Genomic DNA, 19,046 nt, shown 5'->3' on the forward strand with positions numbered 1-19,046 from the left:
CGCGGCCGGTCTCATTCCAGAGGCTCGACCGAGACGCGGTTGCGGCCCTCTTCCTTCGCGCGGTACAGGGCCTTGTCGGCGCGCCCGATCAGAGTCTGGACGTCGTCCCCGTGCGCCGGGAACAGCGCGACCCCGATGCTGATGGTCACGGCGACCTCCACCCCCGCGTAGGTGATCCGCTCGTGCTCGATGGTCCGGCGTATCCGCTCGGCGGCCTGCCGCGCTTCCAGCCCGGTCCGCTCGGAGAGGTAGGCGATGAACTCCTCGCCGCCGTAGCGCGCCGACACGTCGTCGTCGCGGAGGGACTCGCGGATCAGGCGCCCGACTTCCGCCAGCACGTGGCTCCCCACCAGGTGGCCGTGGGTGTCGTTGACCGACTTGAAGTGATCGAGGTCCATCATCAGGACCGCCATCGGGAGACCATAGCGCCGACAGCGCTTCAGGTCCATCTCCAGAGCCAAGTCGAGCGATTCCTTGGTGAGAAGACCGGTGAGCCGATCGTAGGTGATGCGGTTCCGGACCTCCTCGTGATAGCGGACTTCGATCTCGTCGAGCAGCACGAACTTGAGGAGGGTGCCGCCGACCTGGATCTTGTCCCCCTCCTTCAGCTCGATGTGCTCGGCGGGACGGTTGTTGACCAGGGTGCCGTTGGTGCTGCCGAGGTCGTGCAGGACGTAGCGCCCGAACTTCCTCCCCTCATCCCACTCGTGCTCGATGCTGGCGTGCTCGCGCGAGGCGAGATCGTCCAGGACCCGGATGTCCACCTCGGGTCCGCGCCCCACGAGCGTGCGCCGGCGGCGCAGCCGGAAATCGCGGCCGATCTGGGCGCCGCGCAGGACGACGAGCGAGGCGTGGGTCTTCTTGAAGCGGCCACTGTCGAGGATGGCCTTGTCGATGGCCATCGTGCGGTCATGCGGTCGGTCCGGCACGGTTCTCGCCTCAGTCCTCCGTCTCGACGCAGGTGCGGTTGCGGCCGCCCTCCTTGGCCCTGTAGAGGGCCAGGTCGGCGCGGCGGACCAGGGAGACGATATCCCGGCCGTGCGCGGGACAGGCCGCGATGCCGATGCTGATGGTGATCCTGAGAGTTGCGCCGTCCAGCGTGAAGGGATGCTCCTCGATGGCGCCGCGGACGCGTTCCGCCGCCAGCGTCGCCCCCGGGAGGGCGGTCTCGGACAGGTAGGCGAGGAACTCTTCCCCGCCGTAACGCGCCGCGACGTCGGCTGAACGGATCGACTCGCGGATCAGCCGGCCGACCTCGGCCAGGACGTGGCTGCCCATGAGGTGTCCGTGCGTGGCGTTCACCGACTTGAAGCGGTCGAGGTCCATCATCAGCACGGTCAGGGGCAGCCCGTACCGGAGGCAGCGCTTCAGCTCCATCTCGAGCGCCAGATAGAGCGATTCCTTGGTCAAAAGACCGGTGAGCTGGTCGTAGGAGATGCGGTTGCGGACCTCCTCGTGGAATTTCGCCTCGATGTCGTCGAGAAGGACGAACTTCAGGACGGTGTCGCCGATCTGGATCTTGTCCCCTTCCCGCAGGTCGGCGCTCTCCACGCGGGTCGAGTTGACGAAGGTGTGGTTCGTGCTGCCGAGGTCGACGATCCGGTACGTGGTCACCTGCGTCGCAGGGTCCCAGAGGCACTCGACGCGGGCATGCTCGCGCGATGCGAGGTCGTCGGCCAGCCGGATCTCCGCCCCGAATCCCCGACCGACGATCATCCGGCCGCGGCGCACGCGGAAGTTGCGTCCGAACTCGGCGCCCTGGAGGACGACCAGCGCGGCGTGCTCCTTGCGGAATCGTCCCGCGTCGAGGGACGATCTGTCGATCGCCATGGTGCGATCGTGCGGTTTCTGGGACATCCTTCTCCGGCGGCTGACGCCGGGTCGCCCGCCGGTTACGATTCTGCAACGGGTCTTCGGCGTCTCCGATTCCAATCTAGGCCGGAGAGGCGGGATGTCCAACGGCCACCGCCCGGGCGCGGCTCACAGCTTGAGGAAGCACCACTCTTTCGTGTACGGCACGCTTCCCATCTGCACGCCGCGCTTCGCGGTGACCATCACGTTGTCGGAGTGGTTGTAGCCGAACCCCTGCTCGGGGACGTACAGGCCCGGCTCGTTGCTGAACATCATGCCGGTCTCCAGCATCGTGTGGTCCCCCAGCGCGATGTACGGCGGCTGGTGTCCCTCCGACCCCTCCCCGTGCGCCGGCCGGTGGTAGACGTACTTCGCCATGCCGTTCTTGACCTGGTGGTCGTGCACCAGCTTGGCGACGTAGGAGCCGGTCACGCCGGCGGCCGAGGCGTCCGCCTGGATCCGGCAGCACTCGGTGTGCACCTCCCAGACCTTCTCCCGCGGCGAGTCCCACGGGGCGATCTGCAGGGCGCGGTACAACTCCCCCCCGCATCCCCCGATCTTGACGTCGCCCGAGACCTGCAGGGAATCCCCCTTCTTGATGCGATTGTGGTGGAACTGGTTCGGATGCGGGTAGGCGGTGCCGACCCCCGTGCGGACGCCGATCTCGACGCCGATGCCGACGGCCGTGTGCGGCTTCCCGTCGCGCTTGATGTCCTTCAGGATCAGGTCGACGCCGTACTGGGTTGCGGCCGTCTGCACGTCGAAGTCCGTGACGTCGGTGCCGTGCGCCAGGATGTAATCGCGGGCGAAGGCGTGGATCCGGCTGAAGTAGTTCATGGCGCGCTGCGTCAGCGCGATCTCCTCATCCGTCTTGACCATCCGCAGTCGTTCGCACATCTCGCCGGCCTTCTTGATGACCGTCGATGGCAGGACGTCGGCGACCGAGTCCAGGAGATCGGCGGTGATCGGGAAATCGACGCCGATCACCCTTCCGCCCCAGCCGCGCTTGCGGAGTCCTTTGAGCATCCAGCGTGTGAGGTCGACCGTCGCCCCCATCTGCACCCTCCCCTGATCGGGGAACGCTCCCTCGCCGTGCTTGAAATCGAAATAGGTCTCCCGGTCCTTGATCCACCAGGAACCGACCAGGTCCCGATCGAGACTCGGGTGGAACCAGGTCGGTTCCTGCCCGTTCGCGGGGATGAAGACGTGGAACGGCCGCTCGGTCGATGTGTGCCACAGACCGGTGAAATAGATGATGTTCCAGCGGTCGCGCAGGAGGGCCCCGTCGATCCCCTCCTCGTGAAGACGCGCCTGCAGCCGGGCGATGGCACGCCTGTGCCAGGTTTCGTCGAGGCGGTCGAAGGTGGCCGGCTGCGGGTGGTCGGGATCCGTCAGGATCAGGGCCGCCGATCCGGACATCGATGCCGGAGACGGCTTCTCCGGGCCGGTCGCGGGGGCGGCCGGCGGCGTCGCCGGCTTCACACCCGCTCCGACCATGCCGCCCGCGACCGCCGCCATGGATCCCACCACGAATTCCCGACGCGTCCTGCGCATGACCGCTCCCTGGCCCGATCGCATTCCGGGCGACACGTGCCTCGTTTTTCAGAAGTGAGGCGGATGATAGTCGAAGGGGCGGCGCGCTACAACGGGGAGGACGAACTCCTAGACGGTCGGGGAGACGCCGCCACGAAAACGGCGGATATGCGCGGGAAGATTCAGACCGCCCGGGCGCGGCGCCGTGGAGGACAGGTTGCGGGACAGCGTGCGGTAGGCGTTCTCGACTTCGGCCACGGTGGCGCGGCGTTCAGTCTCGCAATCGAGCGGGGCCAGCGCCGGCGAGTCGGAGCGCAGGGTGCGGCGCAACCGCATGTAGGAGCCGAGGATCTCGTCCTGCGGCGCGCCGGGACGGAGGTCGAGGGCACGGTAGGCCTCCGCCCCCGGGACCCAGGGGCCGGGGAAGGGGCGAACCGACGCCGCCCGACGGGCAAGGACCGACTCGGCGACGGCGCGCAGCATCTCGGCGGTGCGGGTACGCGGGTACTCCGCGAGGTACGCCTTCCGTCCCTTGACGCACTGCACCAGCGTCGTGTCGTACGGGATGGCGCCGGCGAAGCGCACCGGGATGCGGATGAACCTCTCCGACACCCACTCCATCGATTCCCCCAGGACCTCGTCCTCGTGGCTGCGCACCTGGTTCATCACGAGGTGCGGGACGAAGGCCTCGACGTGGCTCGAGAGGGCCTGAGCGGCCATCGAGTCCACGCGTGCGATCTCCTCGAGGATCTCGGACGGGCGGCCGTCGTCCGCCTGGTCCCGGTGCTCCAGGACCAGGTCGATGATCGACTGGTACCCCAGCGTGCGGCCGAGATGGTGGAGGCGCCTGAGGAACGCCGCCTTGAGGAAGCGATAGCAGTTTTCCACGGACGTCGGCTCGGGCAGGATGACGAGGAGACCTCGGTCGGCAAGGGAGAACAGGTCGAGCACGTTCAGCGACGTGCCGGCCCCCAGATCGAGCAGCACCACATCGGCGGGGAGGGACATCAGCACGCGCAGGAGACGGGTCTTCTGGAAGTGCTTCAGGCTCTCGATATCCAGGCTGTTGCGCGCGCCGCTGACGAGCGACAGGCGCGGCACGCCGGTCTCGGAGACGACCGTCTCGATCGACTCGAAGCGCCTCTTGACGAAGTCGCTCAGGGCCAGCGCGGGGGGGGCGAGGCCGAGCACGGTGTGCAGGTTCGGCGCCCCCAGGTCCCCGTCGACGAGGATCACCCGGCGTCCCATCTGGGACAGGTGGATGCCGAGGCTCGCCGCGACCAGGGACTTCCCCGTGCCGCCCTTGCCGCCGCCGACCGCCCAAATCTGGGGGCGGCGCTGATGTGTGCGCGAGAGAGTGTTCATTTTTCATTTCAAGTACGCCGAGTTCGGTCGTCGCGCAACTGACGGTATCGTGACGCTCCGTCAGGGGGGCGCCGCGAAGAGGGGCAGGGGCTTGCCAGGCATGCCCCGAGTGGGGTAGAAGCGCGTTTTCACCCGACCTCGGAGGCCCCGGATGCGCGATCACCGTTTCGTCATCATCCCCCTCCTTCTCCTCCTGCTGCCGATCGCCTCCGGGAGGGCGCTGGCCCAAGCCCCGCCCTACGCTGCGCCCGGCGCGCCGCCGAAGAGGGGCGTCGGCGACCGCAACGAGCGGCGGCTGTTCCAGCGCTTCGTGGAGGACGCGGCGGTCTCCACGGGCGGATGGGTCGAGATGCAGTACACCTACGACAACCTGGCCGACGGCAGCCGCCATTTCCTGGGACCCAACGTGGCCTTCAAGATCGTCAATGACGTCGAGGGGGGTGTGCGCTTCGGCTGGGTGGACGTCAATCCGGACACGGGGTCGAACCAGTCGGGTCTCTCCGACGTCGATCTCTACGCCAAGTACCGCTTCCCGGGCGGCCGGTCCCGGACGGCGGTGGGGGCGCTCGTGAAACTGCCATCGGCGGACGAGACCAAGGGGCTCGGCACGGGCCGGAAGGACGTCGAGATGTTCGCCGCCTGGCGGGCCGACCTGGAGGCCGTGTCGATCACCGCCAACGCCGGCATCCGCTTCAACGGAGATCCGCCGGCGCCGCTCCCGTCGACCGACAACTCCTTCCTGCTCGGCGGAGCGATCCTCCTGCCAGCCTCGCCCCGCCTGACCTTCGTGATCGAGGCCACCTTCGAGACCGAGAGGATCGAGGGGGCCTCCGACGACGCCCGCCTCACCCTGGGCTTCCAGGCGCGCAACCGCAAGGGGCACGGCGGTTTCCGCGGCGGGGTGGCCGTGCCCCTGTCCGACGGCGCCCCCGACTACCAGGTGATCGCCGGCGCCTTCCTGACATACTGAGACGGCCCGCCCGGCGGGCGGTCTGCGGCGAGCCCCTGTGCTAGGATCATGGGCCCGGCCGCGCTCCAGAGGACCGCCATGACCAACCCCCTGCAGAGACTGACGATCGGAACCAGGCTCCTCCTCATCGTCCTGGTGATGATGCTCCTGACCCTGACCAGCTCGTTCCTTCTCTACTCGCATTTCGAGGTGGCGCTCCTCGACGAGATCCAGGGGCAGACCGAGTCGCTCTCCAAGGCCCTGCAGATCAGCGTCCAGCAGCTCACGTCCAAGGGGATGAGCGACGACAAGCTGCTGAACGACTACGTGCAGCGCCTGTCGAGCAAGGGCGTCAAGGAGATCTCGATCCTGAGCAACGAGAAGCAGGTCGTGGCGTCGTCGAACCTGTCGAAGATCGGCAAGACTCTCGGTCCGGTGCGTCTCCCGCGCCACGGCGACAGCGTGATCATCACCGGCACGCTGGCGGACGACGATGCCGATTTCGAGGGGAAGAAACCGTATACCCTGGACATCCCGATCATCGTGGACAACGAGAAACGGGGGTACGTCCGCCTGCACCTCCTCCTGGACGACTTCCAGCAGATCATCCACGAGGCGCTCAGCCGGAGGCTGCTCGCGACGGCGCTGGTCTTCCTGCTCGGTCTGGCGGGGGTCGTGGCCCTGTCGTACGGCGTGACCCGCTCGCTCGACCAGCTGGCGAAGGCGGCGGGCCGCGTGGCGGAGGGAGACCTCTCGGGCCGCATCCAGTCGCGGCGGCAGGACGAGGTCGGGAGGCTGATCGCGACCTTCAACACGATGGTCGAGAAGCTCGGGGAGCAGCGCGCCCTCGAGGCGCGCCTGCGGCGCGCCGAGCGCGCCTCGGCCGTCGCCAAGCTGGCCGCCGCGGTGGCGCACGAGATCCGAAACCCGCTCAACCTCATCAGCCTGAGCGTCGACCACCTCGGGATCGAGTTCCCGCCGCCCGACCCGGGACGGGCGGAGGAGCACGCGCGGATCATCGCGTCGGTAAGGGACGAGCTCCTGCGCCTCAACCACATGGTCGGCGATTTCCTGAGCTACGGACGGCCGCCGCGGCTGGCGCTGCGCAGCTGCCGCGTCGACGAGACGCTGGACGAGGTGCTGTCGCTGGTGCAGGCGAAGGCGCGCGACCAGAGGATCGAAATCGTCAGGCGCGTCCCGGCCGACCTCCCCGCGCTGCAGGCGGACCCGGAGGGCCTGCGGACCTGCTTTCTCAACGTGGTGATCAACGCCCTGCAGGCGACCCCTCCGGGGGGGTGCCTGACGACCGAGGCGAAGGCCTCGCAGAACGGTTCGGGTGGGGGAATCGTCTCGATCGCGTTCAGCGACACAGGCTGCGGCATCACCCAGCCGGATCTCGAGCGCATCTTCGAGCCGTACTTCTCGACGCGCGAGGCCGGGGTGGGGCTGGGACTCGCGATCACCCAGAGGATCGTCCAGGACCACGGCGGCGAGATCCGGGTGGACAGCGCCCCGGGCAGGGGGACGACCTTCCGGATCGACCTGCCGTTGCGCGGACCCGACGAGGCGGCCTCATGGGATGCCGCCTGATGGCGGGCGAAGGCGTGAGGATCTCCCTGTGATCGACACGCGGCGGGTCCTCGTGGTCGACGACGAGCGCAAGCAGCTCGACATCCTGAAGGCGATTCTCGGCCGCGAGGGGTTCGATGTCGACACCGCGGCGACCGCGGAGGCCGCCGTGGCGATCCTGCACGACGCGCCCCCGGCGGTCATCCTCACCGATCTCAAGCTCCCCGGGATGGACGGCATCGGTCTGCTCGAGGAGACTCTGCGGATGTCTCCGCAGACCGTCGTCATCATCGTGACGGCGCACGGGACCATCGACACGGCCGTGCGGGCGATGAAGAACGGGGCCTTCGACTACCTGACGAAGCCATTGGCCAGGGACGCGGTGGTCCTGGCGGTGCGCCGGGCCCTGGAGAAGGCCCGCCTGCTCAGCGAGAACCTGGCGCTCGTCGAGCAGCTCGTCGATCGCTTCTCGCTCCCCAACATCATCGGCGACCACGGCAAGATGCAGGACGTCTTCCGCATGGTCCGGAAGGTGGCGCCGAGCGCGTCGACCGTGCTCATCTACGGAGAGTCGGGCACCGGCAAGGAGCTGATCGCCCGCGCCATTCACTACAACTCCCCGCGCGCGGCGCGCCCCTTTCTCGCGATCAACTGTGCCGCCATCCCGGAACCGCTCCTGGAGAGCGAGCTGTTCGGCCACGAACGGGGGGCGTTCACGGGGGCCGTCGCGCGCAAGATCGGTCTGTTCGAGGAGGCCTCGTCGAGCACGCTGTTCCTCGACGAGGTCGGCGATCTCGGCATGACCATGCAGGCCAAGATCCTGCGCGCCCTGCAGGAAAAGGAGATCCGGCGCGTGGGCGGCAATGCCTCCATCCCCGTCGACGTGCGCATCGTGGCGGCCACCAACAAGAACCTCACACGCATGCTGCAGGAGGGGAAGTTCCGGGAGGATCTCTACTACCGTCTCAATGTCCTGACCATCCTGTTGCCACCCTTGAGGGAGCGCACCACCGACATCCCGCGGCTGGTCGACCATTTCATCGCCCGTCACGCAGGCAGTGCCGCCAAGACGATCCGGGGGATCGACGACCAGGCCCTGAACGTCCTGATGCAGTACCACTGGCCGGGAAACGTAAGGCAGCTCGAGTCGGCGATCGAGAGGGCGGTGCTCCTCTGCGAGAGGCCGGCGATCGGTCCGGAGGACCTGCCCCAGGAGATCCGTCACAGGCGCGACGAGGGGTCGCTCGGGATCGAGATTCCCGACGCGGGAATCTCCTTCGAGGTCCTCGAGAAGGAGCTCCTGGAGCAGGCGCTGCGGAAGGGACGCAGCGTCTCGGCGGCGGCACGCCTTCTCGGTCTCACGCGGCGCACGCTGCAGTACAGGCTCAAGAAATTCGGTCTCGCCTTCGGGTCGGCGGGGGACGAGCGCGAGCCGGAAGACGACGAGTCCCCGCGGCCGGCGTCCCCGGACTCTCCAGGGGTGCCTGCACCAAATGGTGCAGCCGCCGCACCGGAACGTTAAGAAATCCGCCCGCTCTGCTTCACGAATCGCTCCCGGCGGCATCCCCCTCGATCGCCACAACTGCTTGAACGAGAGCGACTTGGGCAATCAGCACGGCCGTCAGGTCGATCGTGGCACCGAGGTTGCTTAGGACCTGTGAGGAGGTGTGACAAATGAAGAAACTGTTCGTACTGGCCCTGGCGGCGGTGTGCGTGCTCGGACTCGCGTCGCTGTCCATGGCGGCCGAGAAGGCGGTCTCGAAGAACGCGTCGCACAGGATGCTGGGCGAGGTCGTGAGCGTGGACGCGGCCGGCCATTCCTTCACGATCAAGGAAACTGTGAAGGGTGGTGAGGCGAAGGAGGTCACTTTCAACTTCGACGAGAAGGGGAAGGTGATGGTCGCGGGCAAGGCGGCCAAGCTGGAGGATCTGAAGGCCGGCGACTCGGTGACGGTCCGCTACACCGAGAAGGATGGCAACAAGATCGCCCAGGAGCTGCACGTCGCGAAGCCGGCGGCCGCGAAGACCTCGAAATCGAAGTAACGCCTCTCGAACAACCGACCCACCGAACGCGGCCTCCGGGCCGCGTTCTTTTTTTTTGGCCCGGGGTCGGCTATCCGCCTGCGGCGTCGCGGATCAGGCGCGGGACCAGGTCCGCATCCTCCGGGGGAGGGGCCAGCCTGAGAAGGTGATCCTCGCGGCCCGACTCCTCATCGGCCGGGTTGTCCTCGGAGACGGCGATCGGGCCCGGCCGGTCCATCGGGATGCCGATTTCGAAATGCGAGCCGCCGCGGGACGCGCGCACGGTGCAGGTCGGGGCCCCGCCGACGCGCTCGATCTCGATCATCTCCAGGGTCGCGCCCGGGACGCTCCGGGCGGCGCTCGCCAGGGCGGCGTCGAGATCGAAGCCGGTCCGATTCAGGAGCGCCGCGAGATCCCGCGAGCGCTCCGCGCCGAGTCTGTTGCTGACCAGGTCGTTGGACTGGGAGCGCGCCAGGATGTACAGCGGGCGCGCCGCGAGCTTCTGCAGAGCCTGGAGATCGTCGCGTCGCACGACGACGAACGTGCGGCGGTCGCCCGAGACCTCTCCCAGGAACGACGCCTCGTCCGGGAATGTGTCCGGGTCGTGGCCGTACAGCCGGCCGAACCTCAGATCGTCGCTGTGGGGCGAAATCAATCCCACCGTCCTGCGCAGGTAGAACGGCAGACCGCGCAGGTAGGTTTGGTAGGCGTAGATCGTCTCGCCCGGCCGCATCTCGCGGCGCGCGATCTCCGCGAAGTGTTTCGTCTCGTTGAGGTAGTTGACGCGACCCACGACGGTGAGCGCGGTCTCGCACGCGATCATCCAGAGCAGGGCCAGGACGCCGAGCCCGGCGAGCTGCCGGCCGGCGCGCGCCAGTCGGGAGCCCAGGAGAAGACCGCCCAGCGCGAGCCCCGTCACCACGATGCAGAGGGGGGCGGCGAGCCCGCCGACCACCAGGATTTCCCAGGACGCGTGTCGGTGCCGCAGGGCGGCGGCGGAGACGGCGATCACGACCAGCAGCAGGGACGGCCAGAAAAAAACCGCCCGGGATGACGCGGCGCCCCGTTCGCCGTCGAGCGCCGTCGCGACGAGGAGCGCCGCGGCGGGGAAGAGCGGCAGGATGTAGAGCGGCAGCTTCGACTGCGCGGCGCTGAAGAACAGCAGCCCCGGAATCGCCCACGACCACAGGAACGCCGGGGCTTCCTGCTTGAGCGTGCCCCAGGCGCCACCGGGAGGCCGGGCGCCGCGCCGCATGAGATGCAGGGGCAGGTAGAGGGTCCACGGCAGAAGGCCTGCGGCGGCGATCGCCAGGTAGTAGTACCAGGCCCCCTGGTGCCGGTGCACCGGCGTGGCGAAGCGCTGCAGGTGCTCGTGCACGAGGAAATAGGACAGGAAGCCCGGGTTGGCGATCGAGACCGCGGCGAACCACGGAATCACGATCGCGACAAACAGCAGGACGCCCGGCACCCAGGGCAGCTCCCGGGCGCGCCGCCACTCTTGTCTGAGAGTCAGGAAGGAGCCGATCGTCAGGGCGGGGAGGACGGCGCCAATCGGCCCCTTGACCAGGACACCGCCCGCCGCCGCGGCGAACATCCCGAGATAGGCGCGTCGCCCGCCCGTCCCGCCGCGATGGCCCTTGAGGTAGAAAAGGAGGGTCAGACAGACGAAGAAGGCCAGGCCGAGGTCGAGTGTGAGTACGTGGCTTGCGATGAAGAATCCGAGGGAGGATGCCAGGACCAGGAGCGCCAGGTTCGCGCGCCGTCGCTCGAACAGCAGGATTCCGATGCGCCGGGTCACCAGAAGGATCCCCGCGGCGAAAAGGATCTGTCCGCAGCGCGCGCCGGTCTCGTCGAGTCCCCAGACCGCCATGGAAGTCGCCGTGATCCAATAGACGAGCGGCGGCTTGTCGAGGAAGACCGCGCCATCGATGCGCGGCGTGATGAAATCGCGCCGGGCGAGCATCTCGCGTGCCACGTCGGCGTAGCGGCCTTCGTCCCTCTCCCACAGACCCCAGGGGGAAAAGCCGAGCAGCAGGAGAAGAGCGAGGGAGCCGGCGGGCGGCCAGAGACGCGACCGTTTCGTGCGAATCATCCTCCGGAATCTTAGTACGGTTTATACTCTCGCGCCATGAGTCAGCCGGCCGCGTCCTCCGAGCGTGGCAGGGTCTATGTGTTCGCCCTGAGAGTGCTGGGAAGCGCCGGCCGCTGGTGGCCGTTCCTCCTGGTCGGCGCCGTCGCCTTCCTGGGCTGGGAAGAGCTGCAGCGCATCGATCTGAACGAGGTCAGGCACGCCCTGCACTCGCTGTCGGGCCGGTGGCTTCTCGTCGCCGCGTCGCTGACCGTCCTGAACCTGGCTCTTCTCGGCTGCTACGACCTCGTGACCCTGGAAGGATCGCCGGTGCCGCGTCCGGCGCGCTGGGGGCTGGGGACGCTCGCCTTCGCCTGGAGCAACTTCCTGACGCTCGGCCCGATCGCCGGTCCGGCGATCCGTTTCTGGCTGTACCGTCCCTACGCCGTCGACGGCGCGGTCCTGCGCGGCGCCATCGTGGCCAACATCGTGGCGTTCGCGACATCCCTCGGCGTCTGCTTCGTCGGGTCCTGGACGCTGAACGTGAACCTCGCGCCGTTCGCCGTCGTGACGATCCTGGCGCTTCTGGCCGTGCTCCTCGGACGTCTGGGCCGCACCTCCAGGGCCCCTGCCTGGATGCGCCGCGGAACAGGTGCCTGGGCGGTGCTCCTGTCGATAGCGCTCCTCGACTGGGTCCTGGCCACGGGCGTGTTCGTCGCCATCGTGCGGGCCACCGGCCAGGAGTTCGACTGGCGCGAGATCGCGCGGCTGTTCTTCTCGGGACAGGTCATCGGGGTGATCTCGCTCCTCCCCGGCGGGCTCGGCAGCGCCGACGCCTTCTGGCTCATCCGTCTTCCCGTGGGGGCGGCCGCCGCTGGGGCGGCGCTCATCGCCTACCGGACGATCTACTACATGGTGCCGTGGGTTCTGGCCTGCCTGGTCCTCCTGGGTCGCGGGGCGCGCGCCGGGGCGCGCTGGCTCAAGCCGGTCCCGTCGATCCTGGCCCTGCTCATCGGCGGCGGGGCCGTGGTCCTTCTGGCGTCCACGGCCTCGCCCGCCCTGGCCCACCGCCTGAAGGTCCTGGAGCGCTGGGTGCCGGTGGGGGTGGTCGAACTGTCCCACCTGGTCGCCGCGCTGACCGGACTCGCGCTCCTCCTGCTGGCGCGCGGCGTGGCGCGCGGCTATCGCGAGGCGCACCGGCTGACCGTGACGCTCCTCCTGGTGGGCGGGGTCGGGGCTCTCCTGAAGGGACTCGATTACGAAGAGGCGATCATCCTGTTCGCCCTCGGAGGCGTGACGGCCTCCCAGGCCGCCCTGTTCAGGAAGGAGGGGAGGGCCCCGTGGTTCGGCTGGACGACCCTGGCCATCGCCGCGCTGGCCTTCGGGATTTTCGCCGTCGTCGGTTTCCGTTCCTATACCTCGATGGAGTACGACCCGTCCCTCTGGTGGACGTTCGGCTTCTTCGGCCATGGGGAGCAGGTGGCGCGCTTCCTGCGGTCGCTGGCCCTGATGGGCGTGTCCGCGGTCGCCTTCCTCCTGTACGTCGGCCTGCGCGTGCCGGCCCCCTTCCACCCCCCGACGCGCGACGAGATCGAGCGGGCCCTGAAGATCCACGAAGAGCGCGGCGCGGGGACCTCGGCCCTGATGGTGGCGGCGGGGGACAAGTCGATCTTCTTCTTCGGCGATCGCGCCTTCGCGGCGTACCGGGTCGTCGGATCGTACCTCGTCGTGTTCAGCGATCCGACCGTGGCCGAAGGAGAGGAGCGCGACTTCCTCGAGGGGCTGATGGCGCTGGCGCACGAGATGGACCGCCGCCTCGTGTTCTACCAGGTTGCGCCCTTCTGGCTGCCGCTCCTGCACGATCACGGCTTCTCGTTCTTCAAGCTCGGCGAGGAGGCGATCCTCGATCTGGAGGAGTTTTCCCCGGAAGGGTCCCGGTGGAAGCACTTCCGCCACGCCGTCAACCGGCTGGAGGGACGCGAGGGGTACAGCTTCACGGTGGCCCCCGCGGACGGCGTGGCCGCCCTCCTGCCCGAGCTGAAGCGCATCTCCGACGAATGGCTCATGACCAAGGAGGCGCGCGAGAAGCAGTTCTCGATCGGCTCCTTCAACGAGGCCTACCTGACGCGGTTTCCATGCGCCCTCGTGCTCGATCATCTTGGAAGGCCGATCGCCTTCGCGAACGTCCTGACTGGCCCGGGCCGGCAGGAGCTGTCGATCGACCTGATGCGTCACACCGCCGCAGCGCCCGAGGGCGTCATGGACTACCTGTTCGTCAAGCTCCTGCTCTGGGGCAAGACGGAGCAGTTCCGCGCGTTCAACTTCGGCATGGCGCCGCTCGCCTCCGTCGGAGAAGTGAGCGGCGCGAGACTGTGGGAACGGCTCGCCCACCTCCTGTTCCGTCACGGGGAGGGGCTGTACAATTTCCAGGGCCTGAGGGCCTACAAGGCCAAGTACCATCCCAGGTGGGTGCCGCGCTACATGGCGTACCCGGAGTTCTGGGAATGGCCGCTCGCCGCGGTGCAGGTGTCGGTGCTGATCGCGGGCGGCTGGCGCTCTTTCCTGCAGCCCAGACGGGGGACCTCGTGATTGTCTTCGCGCTCGCCATCGGTATGCTCCTGGGAGCGCAACCCCCCGCTCCGACGCCTGCGGCCACCCCCGGCCCTCCGTCGATCGAGGAGCGCAGGCTGCGCCTGCCGATCGTGGGCGAGGCGAGCGTGTATCTTCCGGCGGGGGCGCCGGAGAGGGCCATCCTCTTCGTGAGCGGCGACGATGGCTGGAGCAAGGGAGTCGTCGACATGGCACGGCGCTCGGCCGGCGGCGCGTCGGCGGTCGTCGCGGGGCTGTCGTATCCGACGCTGCGCAAGGCCGCTCTCCTGTCGAAGGGACCCTGCTGGTATCCGGCCGGGGAGCTGGAGGTGATCGGACAATCGCTGGAGAAGCAGCTGCGGTTTCCGGAATACTCGAGACCCATGCTCCTCGGTTATTCCAGCGGCGCAACGCTGGTCTACGCCGCTCTCGCGGCGTCGAGCGAGAGCTTTTCGGGAGGCATGAGCCTGGGGTTCTGCCCGGACCTCGAGGGGGTCCCCCCGCTGTGCGCGCACGACGCTTTCCGCCCCAGGTACGACGCATCGAAGAGGAGAGTGGATCTCCCGCCGGTCGACGAGATCGCCGGGCATTGGGAGGTCCTCCAGGGGGCGCTCGACAAGGCCTGCACCCCGGAGGCCACCCACGCCTTCGCGAGGAACATCCGCGGCGCCCACGTCACCCTCCTGGAAGGGGTCGGACACGGTTTCGGCAACCCGGCGAGATGGAGCGCCGCCTTCGACGAAGGACTCGCGGAGATCGTCCGCATCTCAAACCAGGAAGCCGCGGCCGCCAGGGCCCCCCGCGCGTCGGTCGATCCAAACCTGGCGCAGGACCTCGAGGCGCTCGACCTCCCCCTGGTGCTGCGCCTGGTCGAACGGCCGCGCGCCTTCCTGCTGTTCATCTCGGGAGACGGCGGCTGGTCGAGCCTGGACAAGACGCTCGTCGGCACTCTGGCGGATCACGGTGTCTCGACGGTCGCGATCAACACGCTGAAATACTTCTGGAGCGAGAAGACGCCCGAGCAGGTCGCCGCGGATCTCGAGCGACTCGTCAAAGTCTGCCGGCGTGACGGCCTGCCGCTGTTCGGCGGGGGGTACTCGTTCGGCGCCGAAGTGCTGCCGGTGGTCGTGGATCGTCCCGCATTCAAGGACGTCTTCCGCGGGCTCGTTCTCATCTCACCGGGACCGCACGCCTCCTTCGAGGTCAGCGTCCTGGACTGGCTGCGCAAGAAGGAGAAATCCACCCCCTACAACGTCCTGGAGCATGCGCGGGCCCTGGGTGCCCTGCCGATCTTCTGCAGCGCGGGTGAAAAGGACGAGGAGTCGATCTGCCCCGATCTGCGCGGGGAGGCGGAGCGCGTCGTCGCCCTGCTGCCCGGCGCGCACCACTACAGCGGGCAGTACGACAAGCTCGCGACCGAGGTCGCGTCGTTCCTGAACAGATTCCTCGCGGCCGCGGGAGACCCGGCCGCCGGTCCCGCGCCTCCCCCTACTGAGTGATCTGCTCCAGGAACACCGCGCGAGCCTTGGCGATGTCCGCGAGCACGGCCTCCTTTTCGGCGCCGGTATTCCAGCCGGTGTGCTCGCGGGCGGCCTTCTCGAGACGGTCGATCCAGGCGAGGAAATAGGCGGCGTCGTCGGTCGACCGCCTGGACGCGTCTCCCACCACGACATAGACCGGACTCGTGGTCCCGAACGGGTAGATGTCCAGGACCGGGTGCTCCGGCCGCTCGGAGTAGGCGCGCAGCAGGTACCAGCCGCTCTCCCGGACCGGGATGGCCCGGTCGACCGTGGCCGCGCGCCTGTCGCCCGTCAGAGGCAGATCCGCGACCACCTTGCCGTCGCCGATGATCTCCAGGTGGTCCATGGGGACGATCGAGGCGAGCGTCGCCCGCGCCCGCAGTGTCCCGCCACCGGCTGGCAGTCGGATCTCGCCGCCGGGACCCTTGCCCCCGAGCGTGAGCTGGACGAGCGGCCCGTTGGTCGCGAACGTCCGGCCGGCCCGAATCCCCTCCAGGAACCGGGCCTGATCGGGACGCGTGCCGGTCTGGACGTAGACGCGGTCCACCCCCACAGGACCGCGCAGCGAGGCATAGTCCGCCATGGCGTCGGTGCCGGCGCCGGCCGGCAGACGGAAGCCGCAGTTCAGGAGTCGGTACCAGACGCCGGAGGTCGCGAGGTGGTCGCTGAAACCGACGACCTCGAGGTAATCGACCTTGCCGAGCGCGACGCCGACCGGCAGGTCGTTCGTCAGCGGCTCCTCCATCCTGCCCGGGTCGGGCGCGGTGTCGAACGGATGCACGTAGCCCGTCACCGCCCCCTGGGCGTGCGCCATATCGAAGATGGACGGGTTGTTCGGGTACGGGCTCGAGGCGGGGGTGTTCACGTAGGCGGCGTACGCCGGCACCAGGAAATGGTCCTTGGGACCGAGGATGGCCGTGTGACCCCAGAAGCTCGTGTGGTACTCCTGACCGTGCGCGATGATGGCTCCGGATGTCCAGGAGGGGGCGGGGCCATCGCTGAAGTAGGCGATGTCCGGCACGCGCTGCTCCTTGTTCACCACCAGGTTCTCGATCACCGCGAGGTCCTCTGCCATGGCCTGCAGGGCCAGGTGCTTCGGTGTGTTACGGTAGGTCCCCGCGTAGTTCATGTGCACGTGCAGGTCCCCCCCGTAGAAGCCGCGCGAGGGGAGGTCGGCGATCCGATCGAGACCGATCCGCAGAGTGGCAGTGCCGCCCACCGGCACGTCGACCCGCGTGGAGAAGACACGGTACTCGAGCCCCTTCATCGCCTCGACCGTGACCGGACCGGCCGGGACCGTCACCTCGGACGACCCGGGGGTGTGGAAATACGAGTACTCGAACTTCCGCTCCTCGCGATCGAACGCCTCGTCGGCGTGCCGCCAGGCGTCGTCCGGCGCGAAGCTCCGCCCGTCAGGCCCCTGGACCGAGAGGCGGGCGGGGACGGCACGCGCGGTCCTGCGATCGACGACCGTGATCCTCAGCCTTCCGACCGGACCGAGATAGTGTTTCTCTCGGGCGTCGATCCGGGTGCGTTTCCCGCCCGGGATCTCGATCACCGACAGGGACGTATTGCCGTCCTGGTTCGAGATGTAGGCGATCCGCCGGCCGTCGCGCGACCAGCGCGGCGCCACGGCGTCGAACTCTCCGTACGTGAGCGGGAAGACGTCACCCCCCTCGGCCGTCATCAGCCAGATCTGGTGCCACTGGCCGCCCAGGTACGAGGCGTAGGCGATACGCCGGCCGTCGGGGGACCAGTCGGGACGCGCCTTCCAGGTGGTCTCCTCGTAGCGGATCTCGCGCATCTCGGAGCCGGGCTGCGCCTTCATCCTGAAGAAGCCCCCGCTGCCCCAGATGTGGCCCCGGTTCGACACGAAGACGATTTCCTTCCCGTCCGGGGACCAGCTGGGGGAGATGTAGTGGTCGAACGGGCTGTAGTAGTAACGCGGCAGGCCGCTCTCGTGGTCCTCGGTCAGGCGCTCGATTTCGCCCGGCGCGCCGCTCTCGTCCAGGAGGATGGTGTCGATGTGGAAGCGGCGGTTGTAGACGGTCGACACGAACGCCAGCCGCCGACCGTCGGGGGAGAAGCGGGGCTCGACATTGACAGCTCCGTTGTGTGTCAGGGGCCGGGTCCGTCCGCTGGCGGTGTCCAGGATCCACAGCTCGACGGCATCGTCCCGGTAGGAGGCGAAGGCGACGAACCGTCCGTCGGGTGACCAGTCGGGCTGATAGTCGTAACCCGGTCCGTCGGTGATCTGGCGCGCCACGCCGCTCCCCAGCCGCTGCCGCCAGAGCGATCCCTGCATGGAGTAGACGACTTCTTCGCCGTCGGGGGACCAGGCGACCGACCCCGGACCCGTGGTCGCCTGCGGCAGGTACATCTCGCGATAATAATAATGATGCGGAAGGAGGATCTGCTTCAGGACGATCTCGCGCACGGCCGAGTGCTGCCTGGCGAGGACCGCCGGAGAGGCGAGCACGAGCGCCACCGCCGCCACCCGGGCCATCCCCCGGAGACGGCGGCTCACAGGGCGTGCACCTTCGGGATCAGCTCGGCGATCCGCATCGCGTACGCCCATTCGTTGTCGTACCAGGCGACGACCTTCACGAGGCGATCGCCGAGGACCTGCGTCAACGGCGCATCGTAGATCGCGGAATGCGCGTCGCCGACGATGTCGGCCGACACGATCGGATCGGTGGAGACCTTGAGGATTCCTTTCATGCGCCCCTCCGCGGAGCGTCGCATCAGGCCGTGAATCTCCTGCACGTCGGCCTTCTTCTCGGTGTACACGGTGAGATCCACCACGGAACCGGAAGGGACCGGAACCCTGAAGGCCAGCCCTTCGACCTTGCCGGCGAGCGAAGGCACGACGAGGCCGAGCGCCCTGGCCGCCCCGGTCGAGGTCGGGACGACGTTCAGCGCCGCCATGCGCCCGCGCCGCATGTCCTTGTGCGGGTAGTCGAACAGGCGCTGGTCGTTGGTGTAGGCGTGCACGGTCGTCAGGAAACCCTTTCTGATGGTATAGGCCTCCTCGAGGACCTTCGCCACCGGGGCGGCGCAGTTCGTGGTGCAGGACGAGTTGCTGATGATGCGGTGCTCCTTGCGCAGCGTGTCGTCGTTGACGCCCAGTACGATCGTCGCGTCGAGAGGATCTTTCCCGGGGACGGTCAGGATGACCCTCCTCGCGCCCGCGTCCAGGTGACGCCGCAGCTCGTCGCGCTTCCTGAACAGCCCCGACGACTCGATCACCACGTCGATCCCCAGGTCGTGCCAGGGGAACGCGAACGGATCGCCCGACCGCTTGTCGCCCACCTTGAAGACGCGGATCTCGTCCCCGTCGACCACGAGGGTCGTGTCGTTCCATTCGACCGTTCCCGGATACCGGCCGTGGATCGAGTCGTAGCGCAGGACCATCCCGAGGGGCTCCAGATCGGCGACATCGTTGATGGCGACGAAGTCGACGTCGAGCCGGCGCTCCTTGACGGCGCGCATCACCATGCGGCCGATGCGGCCGAACCCGTTGATCGCGACGCGTGCGGACATGGCGGCGACCTCCTTCGAAGGGCCGAGTGTATATGAA

Annotated in this window: 13 protein-coding genes; 6 read left to right on the forward strand and 7 right to left on the reverse strand. The window is 68.3% G+C overall.

Features of this window, described 5'->3' with window-relative positions:
* Positions 1–11: 11 nt before the first annotated feature.
* The 4 genes from VEW47_01515 to VEW47_01530 all read right to left on the reverse strand — a co-directional run bounded on the left by VEW47_01515 (position 12) and on the right by VEW47_01530 (position 4,749).
* A complete protein-coding gene (locus VEW47_01515; GenBank protein HYS03845.1) occupies positions 12–902 on the reverse strand; it encodes a GGDEF domain-containing protein in 891 nt (296 codons plus the stop codon).
* Between the two features lie 37 nt (positions 903–939).
* Complete coding sequence (locus VEW47_01520; protein HYS03846.1) at positions 940–1,857, reverse strand: GGDEF domain-containing protein; 918 nt, start codon at positions 1,855–1,857, stop codon at positions 940–942.
* A 123-nt stretch (positions 1,858–1,980) separates the two neighbouring features.
* On the reverse strand, positions 1,981–3,405 hold the full coding sequence (locus VEW47_01525) for a M24 family metallopeptidase (GenBank protein ID HYS03847.1): 1,425 nt from the start codon (positions 3,403–3,405) through the stop codon (positions 1,981–1,983).
* A gap of 108 nt (positions 3,406–3,513) precedes the next feature.
* The gene (locus VEW47_01530; protein ID HYS03848.1) at positions 3,514–4,749 is read right to left on the reverse strand and encodes a P-loop NTPase; all 1,236 of its coding nucleotides are present in this window, start codon (positions 4,747–4,749) and stop codon (positions 3,514–3,516) included.
* 151 nt (positions 4,750–4,900) lie between these two features.
* On the opposite strand from VEW47_01530, the gene VEW47_01535 reads away from it, so the two are divergent.
* The 4 genes from VEW47_01535 to VEW47_01550 all read left to right on the forward strand — a co-directional run bounded on the left by VEW47_01535 (position 4,901) and on the right by VEW47_01550 (position 9,310).
* The gene (locus VEW47_01535) at positions 4,901–5,719 is read left to right on the forward strand and encodes a hypothetical protein (GenBank protein HYS03849.1); all 819 of its coding nucleotides are present in this window, start codon (positions 4,901–4,903) and stop codon (positions 5,717–5,719) included.
* Between the two features lie 78 nt (positions 5,720–5,797).
* Positions 5,798–7,288 (forward strand): ATP-binding protein, encoded by a 1,491-nt coding sequence (locus VEW47_01540; protein HYS03850.1) that lies wholly within the window; start codon positions 5,798–5,800, stop codon positions 7,286–7,288.
* Positions 7,289–7,316: 28 nt separating this feature from the next.
* On the forward strand, positions 7,317–8,789 hold the full coding sequence (locus VEW47_01545; protein ID HYS03851.1) for a sigma-54 dependent transcriptional regulator: 1,473 nt from the start codon (positions 7,317–7,319) through the stop codon (positions 8,787–8,789).
* Positions 8,790–8,941: 152 nt separating this feature from the next.
* Positions 8,942–9,310, forward strand: a complete 369-nt coding sequence (locus VEW47_01550; protein HYS03852.1) for a hypothetical protein — start codon at positions 8,942–8,944, stop codon at positions 9,308–9,310.
* Positions 9,311–9,380: 70 nt separating this feature from the next.
* On the opposite strand, the gene VEW47_01555 is transcribed toward VEW47_01550, so the two are convergent.
* Positions 9,381–11,381, reverse strand: coding sequence for a glycosyltransferase family 39 protein (locus VEW47_01555; GenBank protein HYS03853.1), 2,001 nt, complete (start codon positions 11,379–11,381; stop codon positions 9,381–9,383).
* 36 nt (positions 11,382–11,417) lie between these two features.
* Here VEW47_01555 and mprF point away from each other — a divergent pair, with 36 nt between their 5' ends.
* Complete coding sequence (mprF, locus tag VEW47_01560; protein HYS03854.1) at positions 11,418–13,946, forward strand: bifunctional lysylphosphatidylglycerol flippase/synthetase MprF; 2,529 nt, start codon at positions 11,418–11,420, stop codon at positions 13,944–13,946.
* Positions 13,943–15,445, forward strand: coding sequence for an AcvB/VirJ family lysyl-phosphatidylglycerol hydrolase (locus VEW47_01565; protein ID HYS03855.1), 1,503 nt, complete (start codon positions 13,943–13,945; stop codon positions 15,443–15,445). The genes mprF and VEW47_01565 overlap by 4 nt, the downstream gene beginning before the upstream one ends.
* On the opposite strand, the gene VEW47_01570 is transcribed toward VEW47_01565, so the two are convergent.
* Together VEW47_01570 and gap are read right to left on the reverse strand one after the other, a co-directional pair.
* Positions 15,435–17,993 carry a CehA/McbA family metallohydrolase gene (locus VEW47_01570; protein HYS03856.1) on the reverse strand — a complete coding sequence of 853 codons (2,559 nt, stop codon included), beginning with the start codon at positions 17,991–17,993 and terminating at the stop codon, positions 15,435–15,437. The genes VEW47_01565 and VEW47_01570 overlap by 11 nt on opposite strands.
* On the reverse strand, positions 17,990–19,009 hold the full coding sequence (gene gap, locus VEW47_01575; protein ID HYS03857.1) for a type I glyceraldehyde-3-phosphate dehydrogenase: 1,020 nt from the start codon (positions 19,007–19,009) through the stop codon (positions 17,990–17,992). The genes VEW47_01570 and gap overlap by 4 nt, the downstream gene beginning before the upstream one ends.
* Between the last annotated feature and the right edge of the window lie 37 nt (positions 19,010–19,046).

This window comes from Candidatus Dormiibacterota bacterium (assembly GCA_035635555.1).
In the GTDB taxonomy this organism is placed as follows: domain Bacteria; phylum Acidobacteriota; class Polarisedimenticolia; order Gp22-AA2; family Gp22-AA2; genus Gp22-AA3.

What these genes read in the sequence shown, in the direction of transcription:
- VEW47_01515 (HYS03845.1), bottom strand. Translation starts at nt 902, where the DNA reads ATGGCCATCGACAAGGCCATCCTCGACAGTGGCCGCTTCAAGAAGACC.
- VEW47_01520 (HYS03846.1), bottom strand. Translation starts at nt 1,857, where the DNA reads ATGTCCCAGAAACCGCACGATCGCACCATGGCGATCGACAGATCGTCC.
- VEW47_01525 (HYS03847.1), bottom strand. Translation starts at nt 3,405, where the DNA reads ATGCGCAGGACGCGTCGGGAATTCGTGGTGGGATCCATGGCGGCGGTC.
- VEW47_01530 (HYS03848.1), bottom strand. Translation starts at nt 4,749, where the DNA reads ATGAACACTCTCTCGCGCACACATCAGCGCCGCCCCCAGATTTGGGCG.
- VEW47_01535 (HYS03849.1), top strand. Translation starts at nt 4,901, where the DNA reads ATGCGCGATCACCGTTTCGTCATCATCCCCCTCCTTCTCCTCCTGCTG.
- VEW47_01540 (HYS03850.1), top strand. Translation starts at nt 5,798, where the DNA reads ATGACCAACCCCCTGCAGAGACTGACGATCGGAACCAGGCTCCTCCTC.
- VEW47_01550 (HYS03852.1), top strand. Translation starts at nt 8,942, where the DNA reads ATGAAGAAACTGTTCGTACTGGCCCTGGCGGCGGTGTGCGTGCTCGGA.
- VEW47_01555 (HYS03853.1), bottom strand. Translation starts at nt 11,381, where the DNA reads ATGATTCGCACGAAACGGTCGCGTCTCTGGCCGCCCGCCGGCTCCCTC.
- mprF (HYS03854.1), top strand. Translation starts at nt 11,418, where the DNA reads ATGAGTCAGCCGGCCGCGTCCTCCGAGCGTGGCAGGGTCTATGTGTTC.
- gap (HYS03857.1), bottom strand. Translation starts at nt 19,009, where the DNA reads ATGTCCGCACGCGTCGCGATCAACGGGTTCGGCCGCATCGGCCGCATG.